This window comes from Adhaeretor mobilis (assembly GCF_007741515.1).
GTDB lineage: Bacteria > Planctomycetota > Planctomycetia > Pirellulales > Lacipirellulaceae > Adhaeretor > Adhaeretor mobilis.
Genome location: NZ_CP036263.1, coordinates 3,247,373 through 3,265,776 on the forward strand (window position 1 = coordinate 3,247,373; position 18,404 = coordinate 3,265,776).

At 54.9% G+C, this 18,404-nt stretch carries 16 protein-coding genes; 7 read left to right on the forward strand and 9 right to left on the reverse strand.

Annotation, left to right across the window (positions count from 1 at the left end; genetic code table 11):
- Positions 1-297 precede the first annotated feature (297 nt).
- From HG15A2_RS12820 to HG15A2_RS12840, 5 genes are all read right to left on the reverse strand, one after another.
- Positions 298-1,533, reverse strand: coding sequence for a M16 family metallopeptidase (locus HG15A2_RS12820; protein WP_145060611.1), 1,236 nt, complete (start codon positions 1,531-1,533; stop codon positions 298-300).
- Between the two features lie 154 nt (positions 1,534-1,687).
- Positions 1,688-2,953, reverse strand: a complete 1,266-nt coding sequence (locus HG15A2_RS12825; protein ID WP_145060612.1) for a M16 family metallopeptidase — start codon at positions 2,951-2,953, stop codon at positions 1,688-1,690.
- Between the two features lie 73 nt (positions 2,954-3,026).
- Positions 3,027-3,605, reverse strand: coding sequence for a GNAT family N-acetyltransferase (locus HG15A2_RS12830; protein WP_145060613.1), 579 nt, complete (start codon positions 3,603-3,605; stop codon positions 3,027-3,029).
- Between the two features lie 187 nt (positions 3,606-3,792).
- Positions 3,793-4,179: a DUF4345 family protein gene (locus tag HG15A2_RS12835; RefSeq protein ID WP_145060614.1), complete on the reverse strand. Its 387-nt coding sequence runs from the start codon at positions 4,177-4,179 to the stop codon at positions 3,793-3,795.
- A 56-nt stretch (positions 4,180-4,235) separates the two neighbouring features.
- Entirely contained in the window at positions 4,236-5,645 is a 1,410-nt protein-coding gene (locus tag HG15A2_RS12840) for a DUF2254 domain-containing protein (protein ID WP_145060615.1), read from the reverse strand.
- Positions 5,646-5,805: 160 nt separating this feature from the next.
- Between HG15A2_RS12840 and HG15A2_RS12845 the strand changes: the two genes are divergently transcribed.
- The 4 genes from HG15A2_RS12845 (at position 5,806) to HG15A2_RS12860 (ending at position 10,275) form a co-directional block, all read left to right on the forward strand.
- The gene (locus tag HG15A2_RS12845) at positions 5,806-6,828 is read left to right on the forward strand and encodes a metal ABC transporter solute-binding protein, Zn/Mn family (RefSeq protein ID WP_218931937.1); all 1,023 of its coding nucleotides are present in this window, start codon (positions 5,806-5,808) and stop codon (positions 6,826-6,828) included.
- Positions 6,829-6,902: 74 nt separating this feature from the next.
- Positions 6,903-7,670: a metal ABC transporter ATP-binding protein gene (locus HG15A2_RS12850; protein WP_145060617.1), complete on the forward strand. Its 768-nt coding sequence runs from the start codon at positions 6,903-6,905 to the stop codon at positions 7,668-7,670.
- Positions 7,667-8,980, forward strand: a complete 1,314-nt coding sequence (locus HG15A2_RS12855; RefSeq protein WP_145060618.1) for a metal ABC transporter permease — start codon at positions 7,667-7,669, stop codon at positions 8,978-8,980. Before HG15A2_RS12850 ends, HG15A2_RS12855 begins: the two co-directional genes overlap by 4 nt.
- Positions 8,977-10,275 (forward strand): metal ABC transporter permease, encoded by a 1,299-nt coding sequence (locus tag HG15A2_RS12860; RefSeq protein WP_145060619.1) that lies wholly within the window; start codon positions 8,977-8,979, stop codon positions 10,273-10,275. The genes HG15A2_RS12855 and HG15A2_RS12860 overlap by 4 nt, the downstream gene beginning before the upstream one ends.
- A gap of 418 nt (positions 10,276-10,693) precedes the next feature.
- Here HG15A2_RS12860 and HG15A2_RS12865 read toward each other — a convergent pair whose 3' ends face one another.
- Both HG15A2_RS12865 and HG15A2_RS12870 read right to left on the reverse strand, forming a co-directional pair.
- On the reverse strand, positions 10,694-11,143 hold the full coding sequence (locus HG15A2_RS12865) for an SRPBCC family protein (RefSeq protein ID WP_145060620.1): 450 nt from the start codon (positions 11,141-11,143) through the stop codon (positions 10,694-10,696).
- A 123-nt stretch (positions 11,144-11,266) separates the two neighbouring features.
- On the reverse strand, positions 11,267-12,124 hold the full coding sequence (locus HG15A2_RS12870) for a deoxyribonuclease IV (protein ID WP_145060621.1): 858 nt from the start codon (positions 12,122-12,124) through the stop codon (positions 11,267-11,269).
- A 180-nt stretch (positions 12,125-12,304) separates the two neighbouring features.
- On the opposite strand from HG15A2_RS12870, the gene ndk reads away from it, so the two are divergent.
- A complete protein-coding gene (gene ndk, locus HG15A2_RS12875; RefSeq protein WP_145060622.1) occupies positions 12,305-12,763 on the forward strand; it encodes a nucleoside-diphosphate kinase in 459 nt (152 codons plus the stop codon).
- Positions 12,764-12,901: 138 nt separating this feature from the next.
- Here the strand turns inward: ndk and HG15A2_RS12880 are convergent, their stop codons facing one another.
- Positions 12,902-14,941, reverse strand: a complete 2,040-nt coding sequence (locus HG15A2_RS12880) for a sigma 54-interacting transcriptional regulator (protein WP_145060623.1) — start codon at positions 14,939-14,941, stop codon at positions 12,902-12,904.
- Between the two features lie 476 nt (positions 14,942-15,417).
- On the opposite strand from HG15A2_RS12880, the gene HG15A2_RS12885 reads away from it, so the two are divergent.
- Both HG15A2_RS12885 and HG15A2_RS12890 read left to right on the forward strand, forming a co-directional pair.
- Positions 15,418-16,758, forward strand: coding sequence for a DUF1598 domain-containing protein (locus HG15A2_RS12885; protein ID WP_145060624.1), 1,341 nt, complete (start codon positions 15,418-15,420; stop codon positions 16,756-16,758).
- Between the two features lie 164 nt (positions 16,759-16,922).
- A complete protein-coding gene (locus HG15A2_RS12890) occupies positions 16,923-17,120 on the forward strand; it encodes a cold-shock protein (RefSeq protein WP_145060625.1) in 198 nt (65 codons plus the stop codon).
- Positions 17,121-17,218: 98 nt separating this feature from the next.
- On the opposite strand, the gene HG15A2_RS12895 is transcribed toward HG15A2_RS12890, so the two are convergent.
- Positions 17,219-18,238 carry an acyl-CoA desaturase gene (locus HG15A2_RS12895; protein ID WP_145060626.1) on the reverse strand — a complete coding sequence of 340 codons (1,020 nt, stop codon included), beginning with the start codon at positions 18,236-18,238 and terminating at the stop codon, positions 17,219-17,221.
- Positions 18,239-18,404: the final 166 nt, after the last annotated feature.

Genomic DNA, 18,404 nt, shown 5'->3' on the forward strand with positions numbered 1-18,404 from the left:
TGTTTTAGGATGCAGAATCATCTCTGCCTTCTCCCCAGCCGCCTGCACCCACACAGGGTTAATCCGGGTCTTAGTCTTAAAACCTAGGTCACTTCTGTCGCCAATCGATGGGATTCTGCTGGATTTGTAGCAGTATGTGTGAAGATAGGATCACTTGATGCAAATCCGCAACTTGCCTTGAATGGCAGCGTGCCTGAAAACTAATTTCCCATCTCATAACCGTTAAAATAGGAGCCACCTCCTGCAGAGAAGCACACCAGGCAAGGTGAACTGCGGGGCGATCAAGAAGGCTTAAGATCAGGCCACCGATGAAGCATCCAGTGGCCCAACTGACACAGTTGTCGCGCGTGTAAGTGGGTACTTCTCCAGCACGCGATGCAAATCGTCAAGAGTTAGTGCATCGACGGCGGCCAGATCGTCCTCGACGCTGCGGTACTCTTGTCTCAGCATCCAGTTGCCTCCGACATTGAATAGCCGACTCCGGGGGCGCTCGCTGCCGAGTACCACGCGAGCCTTCACTTTGCTTTGTGCTTGGTGAAGTTCTTCTGCCGTAAAACCTTCTGATTGAGCCTTTTCTTGAATCTCTTTGATGAGCTCACAGTTTGTCTCTGCATCAGCCGGATTGCAACTCATCCAAGTGAAGAGCATGCCGGCACCTTGGTACTCGTAGTGTCCCAGGCTGGCACTCTCTGCGTTGCCGTTATCGACCATATCCCAGTACATGCGACTCCCTGAATCGTCACCCACGATGGTGGCCAAAATCTTCGCGGCGTAGCGATCTTCGTCCTCAGCGGCTGGGCCGTCAGCCAGTTGCAGTACATACTGCTGCGTTGCCGCTTCGTGGTTGACGCGTTCCTGCTTAACCTCGGTGGCTGGCCTCGGCAGGTCCCGTGCGGCATCGGCCGGCTGCCAATGACCACAACGCTCATCCACCTGACGCACGAGTTGGTCGAAATCGACCCGGCCCGCCGCCGCCACGAAGAGATTTCCCGGGCTATAACGGCTCTCAAAATACTTTTGCATTTGTTCAACACTCAGATCGCCAACCGTATCAACCGTTCCGAGTACACTGCGGGCAAGCGGGTGATCGCCGTAGTGCAGCTGCTTGATGTAGTCGTCCATGCCGTAGGGCGGCTGATCGGCATACATTTGGATCTCTTCGAGGATGACTTTCTTTTCCATGTCAAAGTCTTCGACGCGCAGGCTAGGCCGCATAATATCGGCCAGTAAGTCGATACTTTGCTCTTGGTACTCAGGCAGTACCGAGGCGTAGTAAACCGTGCTCTCTTCACTAGTGTACGCATTGTTTTGAGCGCCAATTTCATCAAACTCGCGGTTCACGTCGTCGGCCGAGCGGCGCGGGGTGCCTTTAAAAGCCATGTGCTCAAGAAAATGGCTCACACCGGCAACTTCATCGGTCTCGTCGCGAGAGCCCGTACGCACAAAGAACCCCATGCCCAACGAGTGCGCGGCCGGATTGCACTCGGCGATGATTTGCAAACCGTTATCAAGAGTGTGACTTTGAAACTTCACCGATGCGTACTCCAGTATAGTTGGTACAAAAGAACAGACTTCAGCAAGCGAGTATCAGCCGTCCCGGCATGCCGAGATTAGTGTTCGGTTTCCGCAACTCAGAACAGGGTGCTAGCGCACGGCAGCTGATAATAAAACGAGCCTTAAGGCTGTACTAAGGAATGGGCGATGGAATCGTCAGTTCTTTAGGGCCCAGCGTGGCAAAAGTGAAATCGCTGGGAGGATTGGTGGTTAGGTACTCGTTGATTGAATCTGCGGTCAGCTCGTCTACAAGTTGACCAAGCTCTTCCATCGAACGAATCCGTCCAAGATGAAACCAATCACGGGCAATCGAGCCACTACGTGCAGAAGTTGATTCTTGCTGCATGATGAGCCCGCTCTTGATCCGTGCCTGCAAACGATCGAGCTCACCCTGGTGAATCCCCTGGCCGAGTCGCAAAAGCTCAGCGTAAGTTACATCGAGGGTTTCTTGAGCACGCTCTGCGGTAGTTCCGGCATAGCAAAGTACGCGAGCCCGATCGAGCTGAGTTTGCAGCGACGCGCTCACGGTGTAGCAAAGCCCGCGTTTCTCTCGTACTTCAGTGAACAGTCGCGAGCTCATGCCGCTAGAAAGCGCACCCACTGCGGCCCATGCACGCAGGTAGTCCGGGTCGCGATAGGGGACACTCGGATAAGCAATGCCGATATGACACTGGTTTGAGTCATAGTGGATGTGCGGGGTAGTCTCTTTGAGAGCCTTCTCGAGATGCGGCTCAATATCGACGGTCTGCCAGTCGCCGAACAAGTCCTCGACTTGATCGACGAGACGATCCCAATCGACATTCCCCGCAACTGCAAGAATCGCGTTATTTGGCCGATAGGACCGTTGCCAATGCTGCCTCACGTCCTCATGAGTTGCAGCTAACACATCTTCTTTGGTGCCGTAACTAGCCCTTCCCCACGGATCGGGGTAGGTCCGTTTCCGGAGCTCGTTCATCAGCAATTGCCCCGGGTCGTCCTCGACCCCACGGATTTCTTGCAAACAAACCTGCTTGCCTTGTTCGAGTTGATCTTCCGGCAAGTGGGGACGGCGCACGATGTCCGCATAGATGGCGAGCGCTTCATTAAGACTAGTCGCAAGCGTAGCCCCGCTAAAGCTGGATTGCGAAACGCCCACATTCTCGCTACGCTCGACGCCCAGGACTTCCAAATCATTGACGAGTTCGCGCCCGTCACGAGGTCCCGCACCGCGGAGCACCATATCGCACAGCAGTTCCGACAGTCCCCGGCGTTCAATCGGATCGGTACTGTAGCCTGCTGGTACGAGCATCGTGAACGCAGCCGACTGCACCGAATTGATAGGCTCAGCTAGCAACACTAACCCATTGCTCAGGGTATGGATAAAGGCGGAGCGTTCTTCAACAGCAGAAGTTGCGGGCATAGCGAGGGGGAAGTTCTTGCTTGGCTGATCGAAGCGGGGCTAGTGGCGGCATGACTGATGGGAAAATCCGGAATCAGGACGCCTCACTGTAGTTGCGCTCAGCCGCTTTGTACAGCGTACGCGTCTTGCGAAAACCGACGCGTTGGTACAGGTTTACCGCTGATTTATTGCGTGCCGTAACTTCCAAATAGACTCTTGTCACGCCAACCTGCTGCATGCCTGTAAGCGATGCGTTTACCAACGCGAGCCCCAAACCGCGATAACGATGAAGCGGCGTGACGCCAACATTTTGTATGTTCGCCCGATTCCGCGAAATACGGATCGCCTGAACGGTGCCACTACTCTCCAGATAACGCTGCCCGGCAGCCGCATATTGGGCAAGCCAGGTCGCCTCAGGCACAAATCCTTTTTTGGAGCGAATCTGCCCCATGAGGCGCTCACAGCTTTTGAGATTACCCAAACTGGGGAAAATTTCGCCGTCGAGTTCGTCGCGGAAGCTGTAGTACTTTGCTTCCGCATGGGCAGCGAGCAGTGATTCCGACCAACTCACTAGGCGGTAATCAGGATGCAGCGCCGCGGCCAAAGGCTGCCAGCGGCGAAGATCCGCTTCCATCCGGTAACGCTTGTGATATTGCAGATTGAAGATTCGCATGACACACGCTGCAGGCAAACGAGACAAAACGATCCCGCGGATCGCTGGTTCCAAGGATACCACATATAAGGATACCACAGCCCGCAGACGAAAAAAGCGATCTGGACGCTACCTTCGGCAGATTCGTTTGGAGAGATAGATTGCGCCCCAGTAAAAACCGCATAATTGCCACTCGACGCTGTGCGAACTAGGTAGAAAGCTCGACCGGCGTGCCCTTGATCGCGAAATACTGCCAGGAAAGCCACGCTGCTGTGATGATTTCTGCAATCACGAATAGGTAAATCTTGGTTGGCACTTCATAGCGAAAGAGCGTCGGCACCCGAAATACAACCAATGCCACCGACACAATCGCCGCAAATGCGAGACCGCCGATGCGTAGTTGCGGACTCATCCCGGTAAGGATCATCGCCGCCCCCAGGCCAACCTCCAAACCGCCATACACCGTAACAAATTCGCTACGTCCCTGGCCATCCATGAGCTGAAAGCCCACGTTGGCACTCGTGCCCGCAGGGTCAAGAGTGCACCAGATTCCCAGCGCAAGATAAACTGCGCCCACAACAAACATTGCCCACATGGAGATGCCTCAAAATCAGAAGGAAAGATACTAACTGGTTTTCAACCGCAGAATAGTCAAGCGCGTCCACCGAGCCACCCTAGATTGTCCCTCACTTGCTCTTTCAACTCGGGGTCCACAAGCAAGCGATGGAACATATCGACCTGCTGCTTCAGTTGTTCACGGTCTCGTTCGAGAGGCAACAACTCGTCTGTAGCTTTGGCCAGAGCGTCTGCGTATTTGGCGAGTGTCTCCCGGCGGTCGCCTTCCGGCAGGTCAATTGCGATTTCGGCAATCATCTGAATCGCTTCCAGTGCCACATTCCGGTCGGCGGCCACGTACTGCAAGGTTTGATCAAAGACGGCCGAGCAAAAACTGTTGAACGACGCTGCGTGCGCTACTACCCGTAATTGCTCTTCATCATCGTAACGATACGGATCAGGTTCCACGCGATGCGCTAATGTCGTAAGGGAACGTCGCAACCATTTCAAGCAACTAATCGCCGTAAATGGATCGTTCACGCCAGGTGACAGCGCCCGCCCGATGATCTCAACAAGTTGATCAACCAGAAAAGTAGCATTTTGAGTCGGGGTGCGCTCTTGTCCCCATGCAAATAGCGATTTTAATTCGCTCGCTACCTCATCGTTAACTTTCTCCGCAGGATAGGCTTCCAAGAGTGTCTTCTCTTCGGTAGCAAAATCGCCCGGCCGGTATTGAAGTCGAAGAATGAGATCATGCCGCTTTGCTACTTCGATGAGTCCTGACTCATCGACCGCTTGGACATAACCGCTTGCACCGGTTTTTACGGACACGGACTCCTCCTGCCAATTGTCGGGCAGTTCAGCTAATCGGTCTTCTTCGCTTTGGTCAGCGGGCTGACCAATTTGGTCTGGAAACAAGCTGTCGATTGCTTCCTCTAGCTCAGTGCCCACTTGAGCGGTAATGTTTGAGACATCAATCGTTTCGGGAATATGATGAATAAAGAAGATCAGCACACCTACACTGGTCAGCGCAAACGCGATGGCAATGAGCATAGATACCTGCGGGACGAAGACCTCCAAATTATTCCCATCGCCAAGCTGAAAGACGTCCCCGGCTCCGCGAATAGTACGCAAGATCATCAAGCAATAAACGAAGGTGGCTATGAAAGTCCCGAGGGTGAGCTGATTGCCACGGTCCCGCATGAAGTTACCAATTAAGCGGGGCCCAAATTGAGAAGAGGCGAAGGAAACGGAGACCATGGTCATTGAAAATGTGACTCCAGCAACAGTGATCATCGACCCGGCAATGGTCGAAAGAACGCTGCGTGCTCCGTCGGGCTTACTCGCCATCGCCCAGCCCAGGTTCGAAAACCATTCGGCTCCATAGCGGGCGTCTAGCTGTGTTGTCAGGATTGAGAGAGCAACCGCCCCGAGAGCCATCAACGACGGTATGAACCAATAGCTCGCACGGATTTCGTAAAGTAACTGGATGAACTTTGCGCGCATTACTGTTTTCACTTTTAACGAATCAGCCTCGGGGCCGAGGCCCTAGGCACGGTAGAGTACACGAACTAGCTTTGATTGAGACGCAGTCTCAAACGGATCTTCTCGCAACTGCGATACTTCGCAAATCACTGGATCACCCAACAGTATGATAGCGCCCACCATGTACAGCAACTCACTAAGTTGGATTGTCACTCTAACTCTGCTTTTAACCGCCAGCGCTGGGTGCGGAGGTGCAAAGGATGCAACCGACACCAAATCAGATGCACACGATCACTCCTCCCCGGCCGTTGCTCACACTTATCAGGGTGAGTACCCCATCAAGGCACTCAGCACCATTGGCCAAGTCGCTGAGATGGTCCGCCGCGTGGGGGGCGAGCATGTCGAAGTGACTCAACTCATGGGGCCGGGCATCGACCCGCATTTGTTCAAACCGGTCGCTGAAGACACAAGGGCATTGCGCAACGCCGAAGCCATTTTCTATAGCGGGTTACATCTTGAAGGTCGCATGACCGACCTGTTTGAGCAAATGGCTCGTCGCAAGCTTACCTACGCAGTCACTAGTGGCCTCTCAACGCGGAAAGATCCGCGGCTTCGGAAGCCTCCTGAGTTCGAGGGAGTGTACGATCCTCACGTGTGGCACGATGTGTCTCTGTGGTCGCAATGCGTAGAAGATATTGCCGAAGAATTAGCCATCTACGATCCTTCTCACGCTGAGGAATATAAGAAAAACGCAAAGACCTATCGCAATGAACTTTCCGAGCTCGATGCCTGGGTGAAGTCTGAGGTTGAAAAGCTCCCAACGGATCAGCGTGTCTTAGTGACCGCCCACGACGCATTTGAGTACTTTGGTGCTGCGTACGGTTTTGAAGTATTCGGACTCAAAGGAATCAGTTCCGAGTTGGAAAAAGACTTGCACCACCAGGAAGTGATTCAGGCGATGATCATCAAGCGGAACGTGCCAGCCGTTTTTGTCGAGTCGGCCATTGCCCCCCGTACGGTACGAGCCCTGGTCGAGCCATGCCGTGCAGCCGGACACGATTTGCAGGTCCCTGATGCAACGCTCTATGCCGACGTTCTCGGCAAGCCTAGCACCGACGCAGAGACCTACGCGGGCATGATTCGCCACAACGTCACGACCATCATCACGGCATTGTTCAGGGAGCCCGCACTGTCGGAGAAGTGAAGTTTAGATTAGGCTAAAGCTTGCGTCCCAGCTCCCAATGACACTGGCCCCCTTGCAAGCCGCTTTGAAAGCCTATGAGCGTTCCCGCCGTTGAAATCCACGACATGACGGTCGCCTACCAGCGCCGTCCTGTGCTGTGGGATATTGATCTGCAAGTTCCCGAAGGCAAGCTCGTGGGCATCGTCGGCCCCAACGGCGCAGGCAAGACTACGCTCATCAAGGCCGCGCTCGGCCTCACGCCGTTGGCCAGCGGCAAGGTGGAAATCTACGGCAAACCTTACAACGAGCAACGACACCTCGTGGGTTACGTGCCGCAGCGTGAATCGGTCGATTGGGATTTCCCCGTCTCGGTACGCGATGTAGTGCTCATGGGTACTTACGGAAAACTCGGCTGGTTCCGTCGACCTGGCAAATCTGAACGCGAGACCGCTGATCGTTGTCTGGAGCAAGTCGGTATGTTGCCACTCGCCAAGCGGCAAATCCGCCAACTGTCCGGTGGGCAGCAACAACGTGTCTTTCTTGCGAGAGCACTGGCTGAGGATGCACAGGTTTATTTCCTCGACGAGCCGTTTGCCGGTGTCGATGCAGCCACCGAGTCCGCCATTGTCGAGCTGATGCAAACTTTGCGCTCAGACGGCAAGACCGTGTTCGTAGTCCATCATGACTTGCAAACCGTGCGGGATTACTTTGATCACGTGATTCTGCTGAACATGCGGCTCATCGCCTGCGGACCTGTAGAAACGACCTTTACGAACGACAACTTGCAGAAAACCTACGGCGGACGGCTCACGATTCTCGACGAAGCAGCCGAGGCCATGCGGCAGGGCGACTCCATACGATGATCGGCCTCTCGCTCTACTACAAAGTGATGCTTGGCACCGCTCTGCTCGGCGGAATGGCGGGTGTGGCCGGCACCTTTGCCGTGTTGCGCAAGCGTTCTCTAGTGGGCGACATGCTCGCCCATACCGCACTACCGGGCGTGTGCGTAGCGTTCATGGTGCTTGGCACGCGCAGCATGATTGGCCTCTCGGTCGGTGCATTGATTAGTGGCCTCATCGCGATCGCGATGATGACGGTCGTCGTTCGCTGGACACGAACCAAAGAGGATGCAGCGATTGGGATTATGCTCAGCACGTTCTTTGGATTGGGCATCGTGCTGCTCACCGACATTCAGCACAGTGAACACACGGGCAACCAATCGGGCCTTGATTCTTACATCTTTGGCGAGCCGGGTAACATGCTCACGAGCGACCTGATCACACTCGCAGCAATTGCCGTGGTCGTTTTGCTGCTAGTGTTCGCCTTGTTCAAAGAATTCAAACTTGTCTCCTTCGATTCAGACTTCGCCCTCTCGCAAGGTTGGCCAATTGCCTGGCTCGATTACGTCATGATGGCAGCGGTGGCTGTGGTAACCATCGTGGGGCTGCCGATTGTTGGCGTCATTCTTATGGCCGCCATGATTATCCTCCCCGCAGCGACGGCTCGCCTCTGGACCAATCGGCTGCACACGATGGTGCTGCTGGCCAGTATGTTTGGCGTTGCAGCTGGAGTACTTGGAACCTGGCTGGGACGTGGCTTGCCAGCCGGGCCTGCTATTGTGTTGGTGGCGGCGAGTATCTTTTACCTATCGCTGCTCTTCGCACCGCAACGCGGCATCGTGTCGCGCTTGTGGGGAGAGAGCCAACTTCGCATCCGTATCGCCCGTGAACACATGCTGCGTTCGCTCTACGAGATCGTCGAGACGCAACTGCCGGAAATTCCGCCCGTGAAACTAGCAACCCTCCAACAATATCGTCACTGGCGGCCGTGGCTGCTCAAATGGCTGTTGGATCGGTGCGAAGCAAACGAGTTGCTCTACGAAACCGACGACGCCATTACACTCACGCCGCTGGGCGTGCGCCGCGCGGCAGAAGTTACTAAGACACATCGCATGTGGGAGCTCTACATGCTGGAATACGCCGGCGTAGCGCCGCGTCAGGCAGATAAAGCAGCCGACCATGTCGAGCATATGCTACCCGAGTCTCTACTCTTAGAATTAGAAACAAAGCTGAAGGAGCAGGGGCGATTGCCAACAGGCTTGGATGCACTCCCAGAATCTCCACACGCATTGGCCGGAGACGGCGAGCATGGTTCGTCAGGAGGCCCGCGATGAGTACGCTTCTCATGGCTAGCGAACTCTGGCACGCCGACGGGCTGTGGATCATTGCAATCGGCGCCCTCACCAACACGGCGTGCGCACTGGTGGGCTGCTTTCTGGTCCTGCGCCGCATGAGCATGATGGGCGATGCGCTGAGTCATTCAGTATTGGCTGGGCTGGCCGTGGCGTTTGCCATGACGCAGTCGTACAGCATCGTTCCATTATTTATTGGGGCTATAGCCGCGGGACTGCTCACTACGTTCCTCACGCAAACGCTCCACCAGTATGCACGCGTACCCAGCGACGCCAGCATGGGAGTCGTGTTTACTTCCATGTTTGCCCTTGGCGTAATCATCATCAAGAAATTTGTCACCGGTGTCCATTTCGACATCGCCTGCGTGTACGAAGGGGCCCTCGGGCTTACGCCGTTTTTCACGAGAGAGATCGCCGGCCGAGAAATCCCACTGGCCGTGCTCACCATTGCCCCAGTGCTGCTTCTGAACATAGGCGTTCTCTCACTACTCTGGAAAGAATGGAAAGTCAGCTCATTCGACCCGGCGCTCGCGACCACGATGGGCTTCTCGGCAACGTTGTTGCATTACGTGCTCATGGCCCTGGTTGCCCTGACGACGGTGGCCTCGTTCGAAGCGGTGGGTTCAATCCTCGTGGTTGCCATGTTGATCGTGCCCGCAGCTACGGCACATCAACTGTCCGATCGGCTAGCTCCAATGGTCATTGTTGCAGCAGCCGTTGCGGTGCTTTCATCCTTCTTGGGTTATGTGATCGCCGAATACCGCAACACGAACTACGCGGCCATGATGACTGTGGTGGCAGGCGCTCTTTACGCCTTGGCCGTTGTGTTCTCACCGCGTCACGGTTTACTCACTACACTGTGGAAGAATATCCAACTCTCGCTGCGAGTGGTGAAAGAAGATCTACTCGCCATGCTGTATCGTGTAGAGGAACTTGAAGCAGCCCAGCCCCTCACGCCCGCTGCCGCCCGCGAAGCCCTCGGCGGTGGCTGGTTGCCGCTAGTTGCCGCAAAAATGCTGCAGCGACGCGGCAGGATCCGTTTAGAGAACAACGCCGTGCAACTCACCAAGAAGGGCAGAACTGCCGCTCGTAAGCTGGTGCGCTCCCACCGGCTGTGGGAAACGTACCTAGTGGAGTATCTGGGGCTACCACTCGACCACATTCACGAACCGGCTCACCGTGTGGAACACTTCATCGACGAACGCATCCGCGGCAAGCTGGAAGAAGAACTCGACGCGTCAGCGGGTGATCCCCACGGGCGGGAGATACCGGAGTGATAGGACGTGGACAAGTTGGCACCAACAAAGTGGAAACGCCTAAGACTCTGTACGAGGAAACTTCTTCTTGCCATACGCATCGACGGGGTTTAAGCCCATAACAGCATCATTGCAGGTTGCGCAAACAAAGCCAGATTCACGCCCGTTTTTAGGATCGTCATTCACGCGATGCCTTACACAAGGAGCAAGGTCAAAGGATTCACGAATCACCGAGCTATCCAGCAGGCAGTCAAAGTACACCCATTCTCGGCAATTCTTTGACCATGCCTTTCCACGAAAGGTCTCCGTAAATCCAGCGTCAATGATTGCCACCTCAAGGTGTTTTAAGTGCTTGCAAACCATCAGTTCAGCGTAGCCTCAGGCGATGTAGATTCCGAGTTTAGCGGATAGTGTGAGCTAGGCCGTCTCTTGCGCCGCCTCAGCTCGCTCCTTCAGCTCGCTCCTTCAACTCCTCCAAATCAGTATCCAACAACGAGCGAATCTTCCCCTCCATAAGCTTGCCAAGCGGCGAGAACAGCTTCGCAAAGAACGTCTTCGGCTGCATGTGGAACTCCATCTTTACTAGTGTGCCGGCTTTCTCGGGAGTCAACTCGTGGAGCACCGTGTAGTGGCAGCCGCAGGAATCGCTTTCCAGAGTGAATCGCTTCGGCGTTTGGAAACCGGTGACTTCCATTTCCTCGGTGGTTTCTTTGCCGAACATGATGCGCGTTTCGCGGAAGCGCGTGCCCACTCCCACCGGGCCGTCGGTGAGCATTTCGATACGCTCGATGGCGCTGATGTTTTCTGCGTGGTGGGGAATGTCCGTCATGAGGTCGAACACCACCTCCGGCGGCGCGTTGATGTGCTTGGTAACGGTGAGGGTGCTCATGCTTGGCCCTAATTACACGAGGATGGAATCGCAAACATCGGCCGCAACGCGCCGGCGTCAGGTCTTGTATCGGATTACAGAAGCAACCGCGGGCTAATAATATCCTGGGCTGATTCCGTTCTACTACTTCTTGATGAGGCTTCGCAGCTTCTTCAAGTTAATCACATCCAGATCCCGCCCCTTCTCCTCACCTTTGGGCGTTTCCAGGTACATCGGTATCTTACGGAATCGGCGGTCGTTTAGCAAAAAACGAAACGGTTCTAAGCCCATTTCGCCACGCCCAATGCCAGCATGGCGGTCGACGCGAGACCCAAAGGGCTTGAGGCTATCGTTGAAGTGAAACGCTCTGATCTGTTTCACGCCAACTAGCTTGTTGAAATCCCGCATCGTCGCCTTGTATTCTTTCTCCGTACTGCTCGCATACCCGGCAGCAAACACGTGGCACGTATCCCAGCACACTCCCAGCCGATCAGGGTGTTTCACGTTGTCGAGAATACTCGCCAAATGCTCGAACTGGCAGCCCAAGTTGGTTCCCTGGCCGGCTGTTGTTTCCAGCAGAATCTTCGTAACCGCCTTGGGCGTTTGCTTGTGGACTTCGTTGAGTCCCCGCACGATGCGTTTGAGCCCCTTTGCCTCCGTACTGGTCGTAAACGACCCCGGATGAGCCACCACATGCGGAATGCCCAGCATGTCAGCCCGCTGCACTTCGATCACCATTGAGTCAATCGACTTCTTCCACAGTTCATCCTTGGGACTGCCCAGATTGATGAGATAGGAATTGTGAGCAATCGGATGCGTAATGCCGTGAACGCTAAGGGCGTCTTGAAAGCGGGTGACGTCCTCCTCGCTGATAGGCTTCGCCCGCCACTGATTGTTGTTCTTGGTGAATAACTGCACGCAGTCGCAGCCGGCCTTCTTGGCAGCATCGACGGCTTTGTAGTAGCCACCAGCGATAGACATGTGGGCGCCGAGAATTGCCATGGGAATCGCACCTAAGATGAGTCACGAGAATATTGGAAACCGAATGATACACGAATGCGGATGAGGGAGGGAGGAAGGCGGAATTTATCGCACCTCCGCCTTCCCCCATCCGCCTTCTCCCTTTAGAATTTCCGCTTTGTTTCCCGCCCTATCAAGTCAACCTAGCTATAAGACCCCCCCATGGAACGCACCTTTATCCTCCTGAAGCCCGACTGTGTCCAACGCCGCCTTGCTGGCCGCGTGCTAGCCCGTTTTGAAGATAAGGGGCTCAACGTGATCGCCATGAAGATGCTTCGCATTACGCCCGACTTGGCAAAGCAGCACTATGCGGAACACGTCGAGAAAGGTTGGTACCCGACTCTGGAGGAGTTTGTCACTGGCGGCCCCGTCGTCGCCGCCGTGCTGGAAGGCTTGGACGCCATTGGCGTGGTTCGCGAAATGCTTGGCGCAACCAACGGCCTGCAAGCGGCACCTGGTACGATTCGTGGCGACTTCAGCTCGAGCCGCCAGATGAACTTGGTCCACGGGTCGGACGGCAGCGAATCGGCCACTCGCGAGATTGCCCTTTACTTCGCGGAAGACGAGATTTGTGCATACGAGCCAACAATCACGCCGTGGCAACGTGCCGCTGACGAGTAGGGCAACAAACGCTGAGCCACCATAAACTTCACTAGCCCCCGGCGCGAGCCGTGGAGTTTAGTATTTCTCTCACGCTTCCAGTCCCACGGCTTGTGCAGGGCTAGGGCTGAAGACCTCGCTCTAGGTGACCTCAGCCCCTTACATCTGAGGCCGTTCCTTAGTGAGTTCGTAACGTTTGATCTTCCGGTCAAGTGTCGATCGCTCGATTCCCAAAATGCTTGCCGCCTTGCTCTTGTTCCAATTGGTCGCTTTGAGCGTGCGGCGGATGTGGTTCTTCTCGATATCGGCGAGCGACGCCGGCTCGTAGCCCACGTGTCGTTGCTCAGGGCTACCAACCTCGGTATCGCCGACGGTCTTTAGATGCGATAGAACTAAGTCTTCATGATCAACATACTCGCCAGGGGCGAGCACTACGGCACGTTCGATCACGTTCTTCAGCTCCCGCACATTGCCCGGCCAGCGATAGCGGAGCAGTTCCTCCATGGCTCGCGGCGTAAAGCCTTGTAGCTTGCGGCCGGTCTCCTCATTGAATTTCCGCAGAAAGAATTCTGCCAACTCGGGAATGTCCTCTGGGCGTTTCCGCAAGCCAGGCACGATAATTTCCAGAACATGTAAACGGAAATAGAGGTCCCGTCGAAAACCGCCTTCCGAAACTTCTTTTTCAAGGTCGCGATTAGTAGCTGCGATGACGCGAACATCAACGTTAATCGCCTCCGTACCGCCGACCCGCTCAAACGGATGACCTTCGAGCACTCGCAAAAACTTTGCTTGAATCGAAGGGCTCATTTCGCCAATTTCGTCCAGCATGAGTGTGCCCTTATCGGACTGCTCAAACTTGCCGAACTTCCGATCGGTCGCTCCGGTGAAGGCTCCCCGCTCGTGTCCAAAAAGTTCGCTCTCGAGCAGCGATTCCGACAATGCCGCGCAGTTGAGACAAACAAAGGGGCCCTTGGCACGCGGACTAGAAAAATGCACGGCCCGTGCCACCAATTCCTTACCGACGCCGCTCTCACCGCGAATAAGCACCGTTGCCCGACTGGGTGCTGCTCGACCAATCTGCTGTGCCACACGTTTCATCACATCACTGGAGCCTACAATCTCGCTTTCCACGCCCAGTTGTTCGCGGAGCTGAACATTCTCCGTTTGGATTTGGTTGAGATTCTCAGCCAGTAGTTGTCTCTTGTTGAGGTTCTCCAGCGCAACTCCCACGGTATCTGCAACCGCAAGTGTGAATTCAAGATCATCCGGATCCGTCGAGTTTTCTGTGCTCGTGGTGTAGAGATGCACCATTCCTAGCACGGCTTCTTCCATACGAATCGGTGCACAGATGACACTAGTCGCAAGGATCTCCCCGCGGCTATCTCTATTACCTAGTTGGCTATCGTCCATGACGTTGCGTGCCATCACAGCTTGGCCCTCGCGCATCACCGTGGACGCGAGGAACGGCGATAGCCGGTGGTAGGAATGATCGCTATCGCTGCGAGAGGCAACCACTTCGATTTCCTCGCTCTGTCGCAATCCCGAAGCGTCGCGTTGACGGAGTAGTATTGCTCCCGCATCAACTTGGGTTCCTTCAAATAGTCCTTCCAAAGAATGGTTGGCAAGCGAGACCACATCGGTACTTTTTGCCAAGTCAAAAGCCAATCGGCAAAGCTTAGCGGCCGCACGTCCCAGCTTACCGCTGGACTCGTCTCCTTCTGCTTGCTCAGGTGCATCGAGCAAGCTGCTCTGAACTTTGCGATGTGTGATTGTTGCGGGCTCAAACGGATCGAAGACGCTTTCGTCATCGGGCCCTGGGATGATCGACTGGCCATTGCCATCAGGAGCAACGGATTTTGAGGACCTGAGTATGGTGCTCGTTTCAGGAAACGCCTGCGATAGATCGTGTACAAACGCCATCTGCGAATTGCCGATCTGTATCAACTCGCCCGGATCAAGCTTTCGATCGCCTGAAACACGCTCTCCGGCAACCGTCGTGCCGTTCCGACTCTCGAGATCCCGCAGCTGCCAGTCTCCGCCTGCGAGGAATATTTCGGCGTGATTGCGGCTACAGCGTTCGTCTTTCACGACGACTGTGTTCGTAGGAGCCCGCCCGATAGTGAGTGACTCCCCGGGGACCAGACGGATTACGTCTGCCCATTCGGAGCCTTCGCGGAGGATTATGTAGGCGGTGGACATGAATTTCGAGTGATTACAGTGCCTTGTCAGTGCCCTAAACAGGCGGAGATGACTCATGTGTGAGCGAAAGACGGAAATGAGTGTATCAATATAATACACTCCCGCGGGCTTGTTTTCGCCTTTGTTCTGCCGATTTGTAGCACAGTTTCCGCCAGAAGGCCCTGCGGCTGGCAAATACTGAGCACCTACCCTGCTCAACCTGACAGGGATGGGTTACCCGGATTGCGCAGGTGACACACTCCTTATCTCATTGAGGGCCCAGGAAGTCGCCAAAAGTGTTGAATCCCAAGTACTTAGCAACTATTCTCGGGATAGGGGTTTTTTCAGAACAGAGCGTCCTCCTGGACATCCTGAGGCATCGCTTTTGCGAGCTCGTTCTGTCCAATCTCTCATACACGGAACATTTTTTGACAATCGCTGCCGACACTCGGTTAGCAGAAGATTGCTGAGTTTTTGAACTGGAGAAGTACCGAACCATGCGTAGTCTGTATCGCAAATATGCCCTCGTCGTGGCTGGCCTACTGGTCGCAAACTTTTGCCACCCGTGTTCTGCCCAGTTCGGCTTCCAACAGCGCTCAGTAGGTGGCGTAGCTATTGACGTGGACGGTGTCCTATCGGCTCCCACAGTTCAGGATGAGCAAGATCTATCCGCAATTCGTAAACAAGCGCGCGTGGCCGTGCCTGCTGAACTAGAGCAATTCACTGAACTACGAGCTGTCTCACTTCGCCAACTTGAGGCGGAAATCGCCAAAGCCCAGGCTGACAAAACTCCACTTGCGGAATCGGTTCTATTCTTGGCCGGTTTGCAGCGTGTGGAATACGTCATCGTGTACCCGGAGCGCAATGATATAGTGCTCGCAGGTCCTGCTGAGGGTTGGAAAATCGACAAGCTGGGAAACCTAGTGGGTTCCACGACGAATCGCCCCGTGTTGTTGTTGGACGATCTTCTAATCGCTTTGCGAAGTGGCCCCGCTTCACGTGTCGAGTCAATCACCTGCTCAATTGATCCAACACCTGAGGGTCTGCAACGCTGGCAAGCCATGGCGCGAAGTATGCGGAACATCGGTGATCCTGAACAAACCATGCGACGCATCGAAGAAGCCCTCGGGCCACAGACAATCAGCGTGACAGGCATCTCTTCAAACACACACTTCGCTCGAGCGATGGTCGCCGCCGACTTTCGGATGAAACGGCTCGCCATGAACTTCGAGCCTGCCCCTGTTGGCGGTATGCCGAGTTTCCTAGAAATGCTTAAAGCGGGATCCGCCGGAGCAAGCAGCATGATGCCACGTTGGTGGCTTGCTCCCAACTATCAGCCACTTGGTCAGACTGCTGACGGCCTCACATGGCAATTGCGTGGACCGGGCGTACAATGCATGACGGAACAGGACTTCATTGACGCTTCAGGCAAGAAGCTGCACAGTGGCAAAGCTCATCCGATTGCTCAAAAGTGGGCGGACTCGATGACGGCTAAGTTCGGGGAATTGGCCACCCATGATTCAGCTTTTGGCCAGCTCCGCAACGTCATGGATCTTGCGGTCATCGGTGCCCTCATAGAAAAGCATCAACTCTTCGAGCAGGCAGGTCTTGAGACGCCCTACCTAATGGCAAATCTCGAGCCAGCCCACTTCCCAACCCCTCGCCAGACTTCCAGCAAAGCCAGCTTTGTGAAAAAGGGTAAAAAGTGGCTAATCAGCGCTTCTGGCGGCGTGGAAATCCTGCCTTGGGAGATTGCCGACGTCTCAGAAACCGTCGAATCGATTGGCAAAGTTCGAGATTCCCTTGCCACGACAACTGGCCAACTTTCCTGGGAATAGTCGCTTTTCTTGCCAAACCAGAGCCTCGCAGCCTTTGCAAATAGGGAGCTGCTACGCTTGGGATGCTGCTGTTGTAGTGCTTTTGTAAAACTGCTGGACATTTCTGCTCGTTCTCCGATAGACTGCAGGTAGTAGTTCCATCCCGCAAAACGAGGACCGGCAAAATGCCACAAGGTACAATCAAGAAGCTCACAGACAAAGGTTTTGGATTCATCGAAGGCGAAGGCGGAGACATTTTCTTCCACCATTCCCAGCTCGAAGGCGCATCGTACGACAGCCTCACCGAAGGGCAATTGGTCGAATACAATGAAGGTACGGGGCCCAAAGGTCCATGTGCAGAAAATGTAACAGTCGTTTCCTAACCAGCCCAACGGCTGGTAGTCCGCTCAGTTGTGACCGCTAAGCCGCAAGAGGATCAACCGACCGCCGTTGCGTTCATTCGCGACGGCGGTTTTTCTTATTAACTGGTTTGGGTTGACGATTTATTCGGTGCCCAGATTCGCGGCCGGACGACGTTCTTAACGAGGCCGAACTTCTCTAGCGTTTTGATGGTGATCCAAGTCACATCAAATTCCCACCACTTGTGGCCGTGAGCTGCTGCACGTTGGTCGGCGTGGTGGTTGTTGTGCCAGCCTTCGCCGTTGCTCCAGAGACCTACCAATATGTTGTTGCGGCTATTGTCGTCCGTATCATAGTTGCGATAGCCCCATACGTGAGTCACTGAGTTTACCGACCAAGTGATGTGCCACGTGAGAACCGTCCGCACAAACACTCCCCACACTGCCAAGCTTGCACCGAACTGCACACCCGCCATAGCGGAACCGCCCGTCGGCCAACCGATGGCAAAACCGGCGAGGAAGAAGGCAGCGATCGAAGCCAGATAGACCAACAACCAATTCTCGTTGCGTTCCAGCTTCAGATAGAACGGGTCGCGCAGCAAGTCGCGGGCGTAGCGTTCGTACTTAGTTAGATTTTTGAACTCTCGGTTGGTGAACATCAGCCAACCGCAGTGTCCCCAGAGAAAATTCACTAGCGGACTATGCGGATCGGGCTGTTCGTCGGAATGCTTGTGATGAATGCGATGCATGGCCACCCAGCAGGCAGGCGTGTCCTGCAAAGTGCAGACGCCGAGGATTGCCAGCGAATGTTCAAACCATTTGGGTACTACTAGTCCCTGATGCGTAAGCAAGCGATGATAACAGAGGTTGATGCCGAGAGTACCGAATACGTAGAGCCCAAGTACCGCCAGCACAACACCTGTCCAGCTAAACAGCCAAGGCACAAACGCTAGGCAGGCAAGGACGTGGACCAGCGGAATGCCAATCGCATAGCGCCAGCGCACTTGGATTGGATTCTTGGTAGTTTCGGGCCATTCCAAGTGGCGCTCGGCAGCGGAGGACGCACCTGCTGTAGCGGAATCTGTAGCAGAAGCAGCATCTACCAGTTGCTCGGAATCTTCGGGGAGAGTGTCGGTTGCCATATTTCTGTCGCTTTGGTTATTGCCGCAAATATGCCAGTTGATGCTGCAAAGTGTTGCCTGTTTCCGTCTAACGAGCTGGCCGAAGGCGGAGTATCATTGGTGCAACCATTATACTGGGCCGTGGCGGCTTGCCAAAGTGGCACACCACCTGGACCTTCCCAAACCT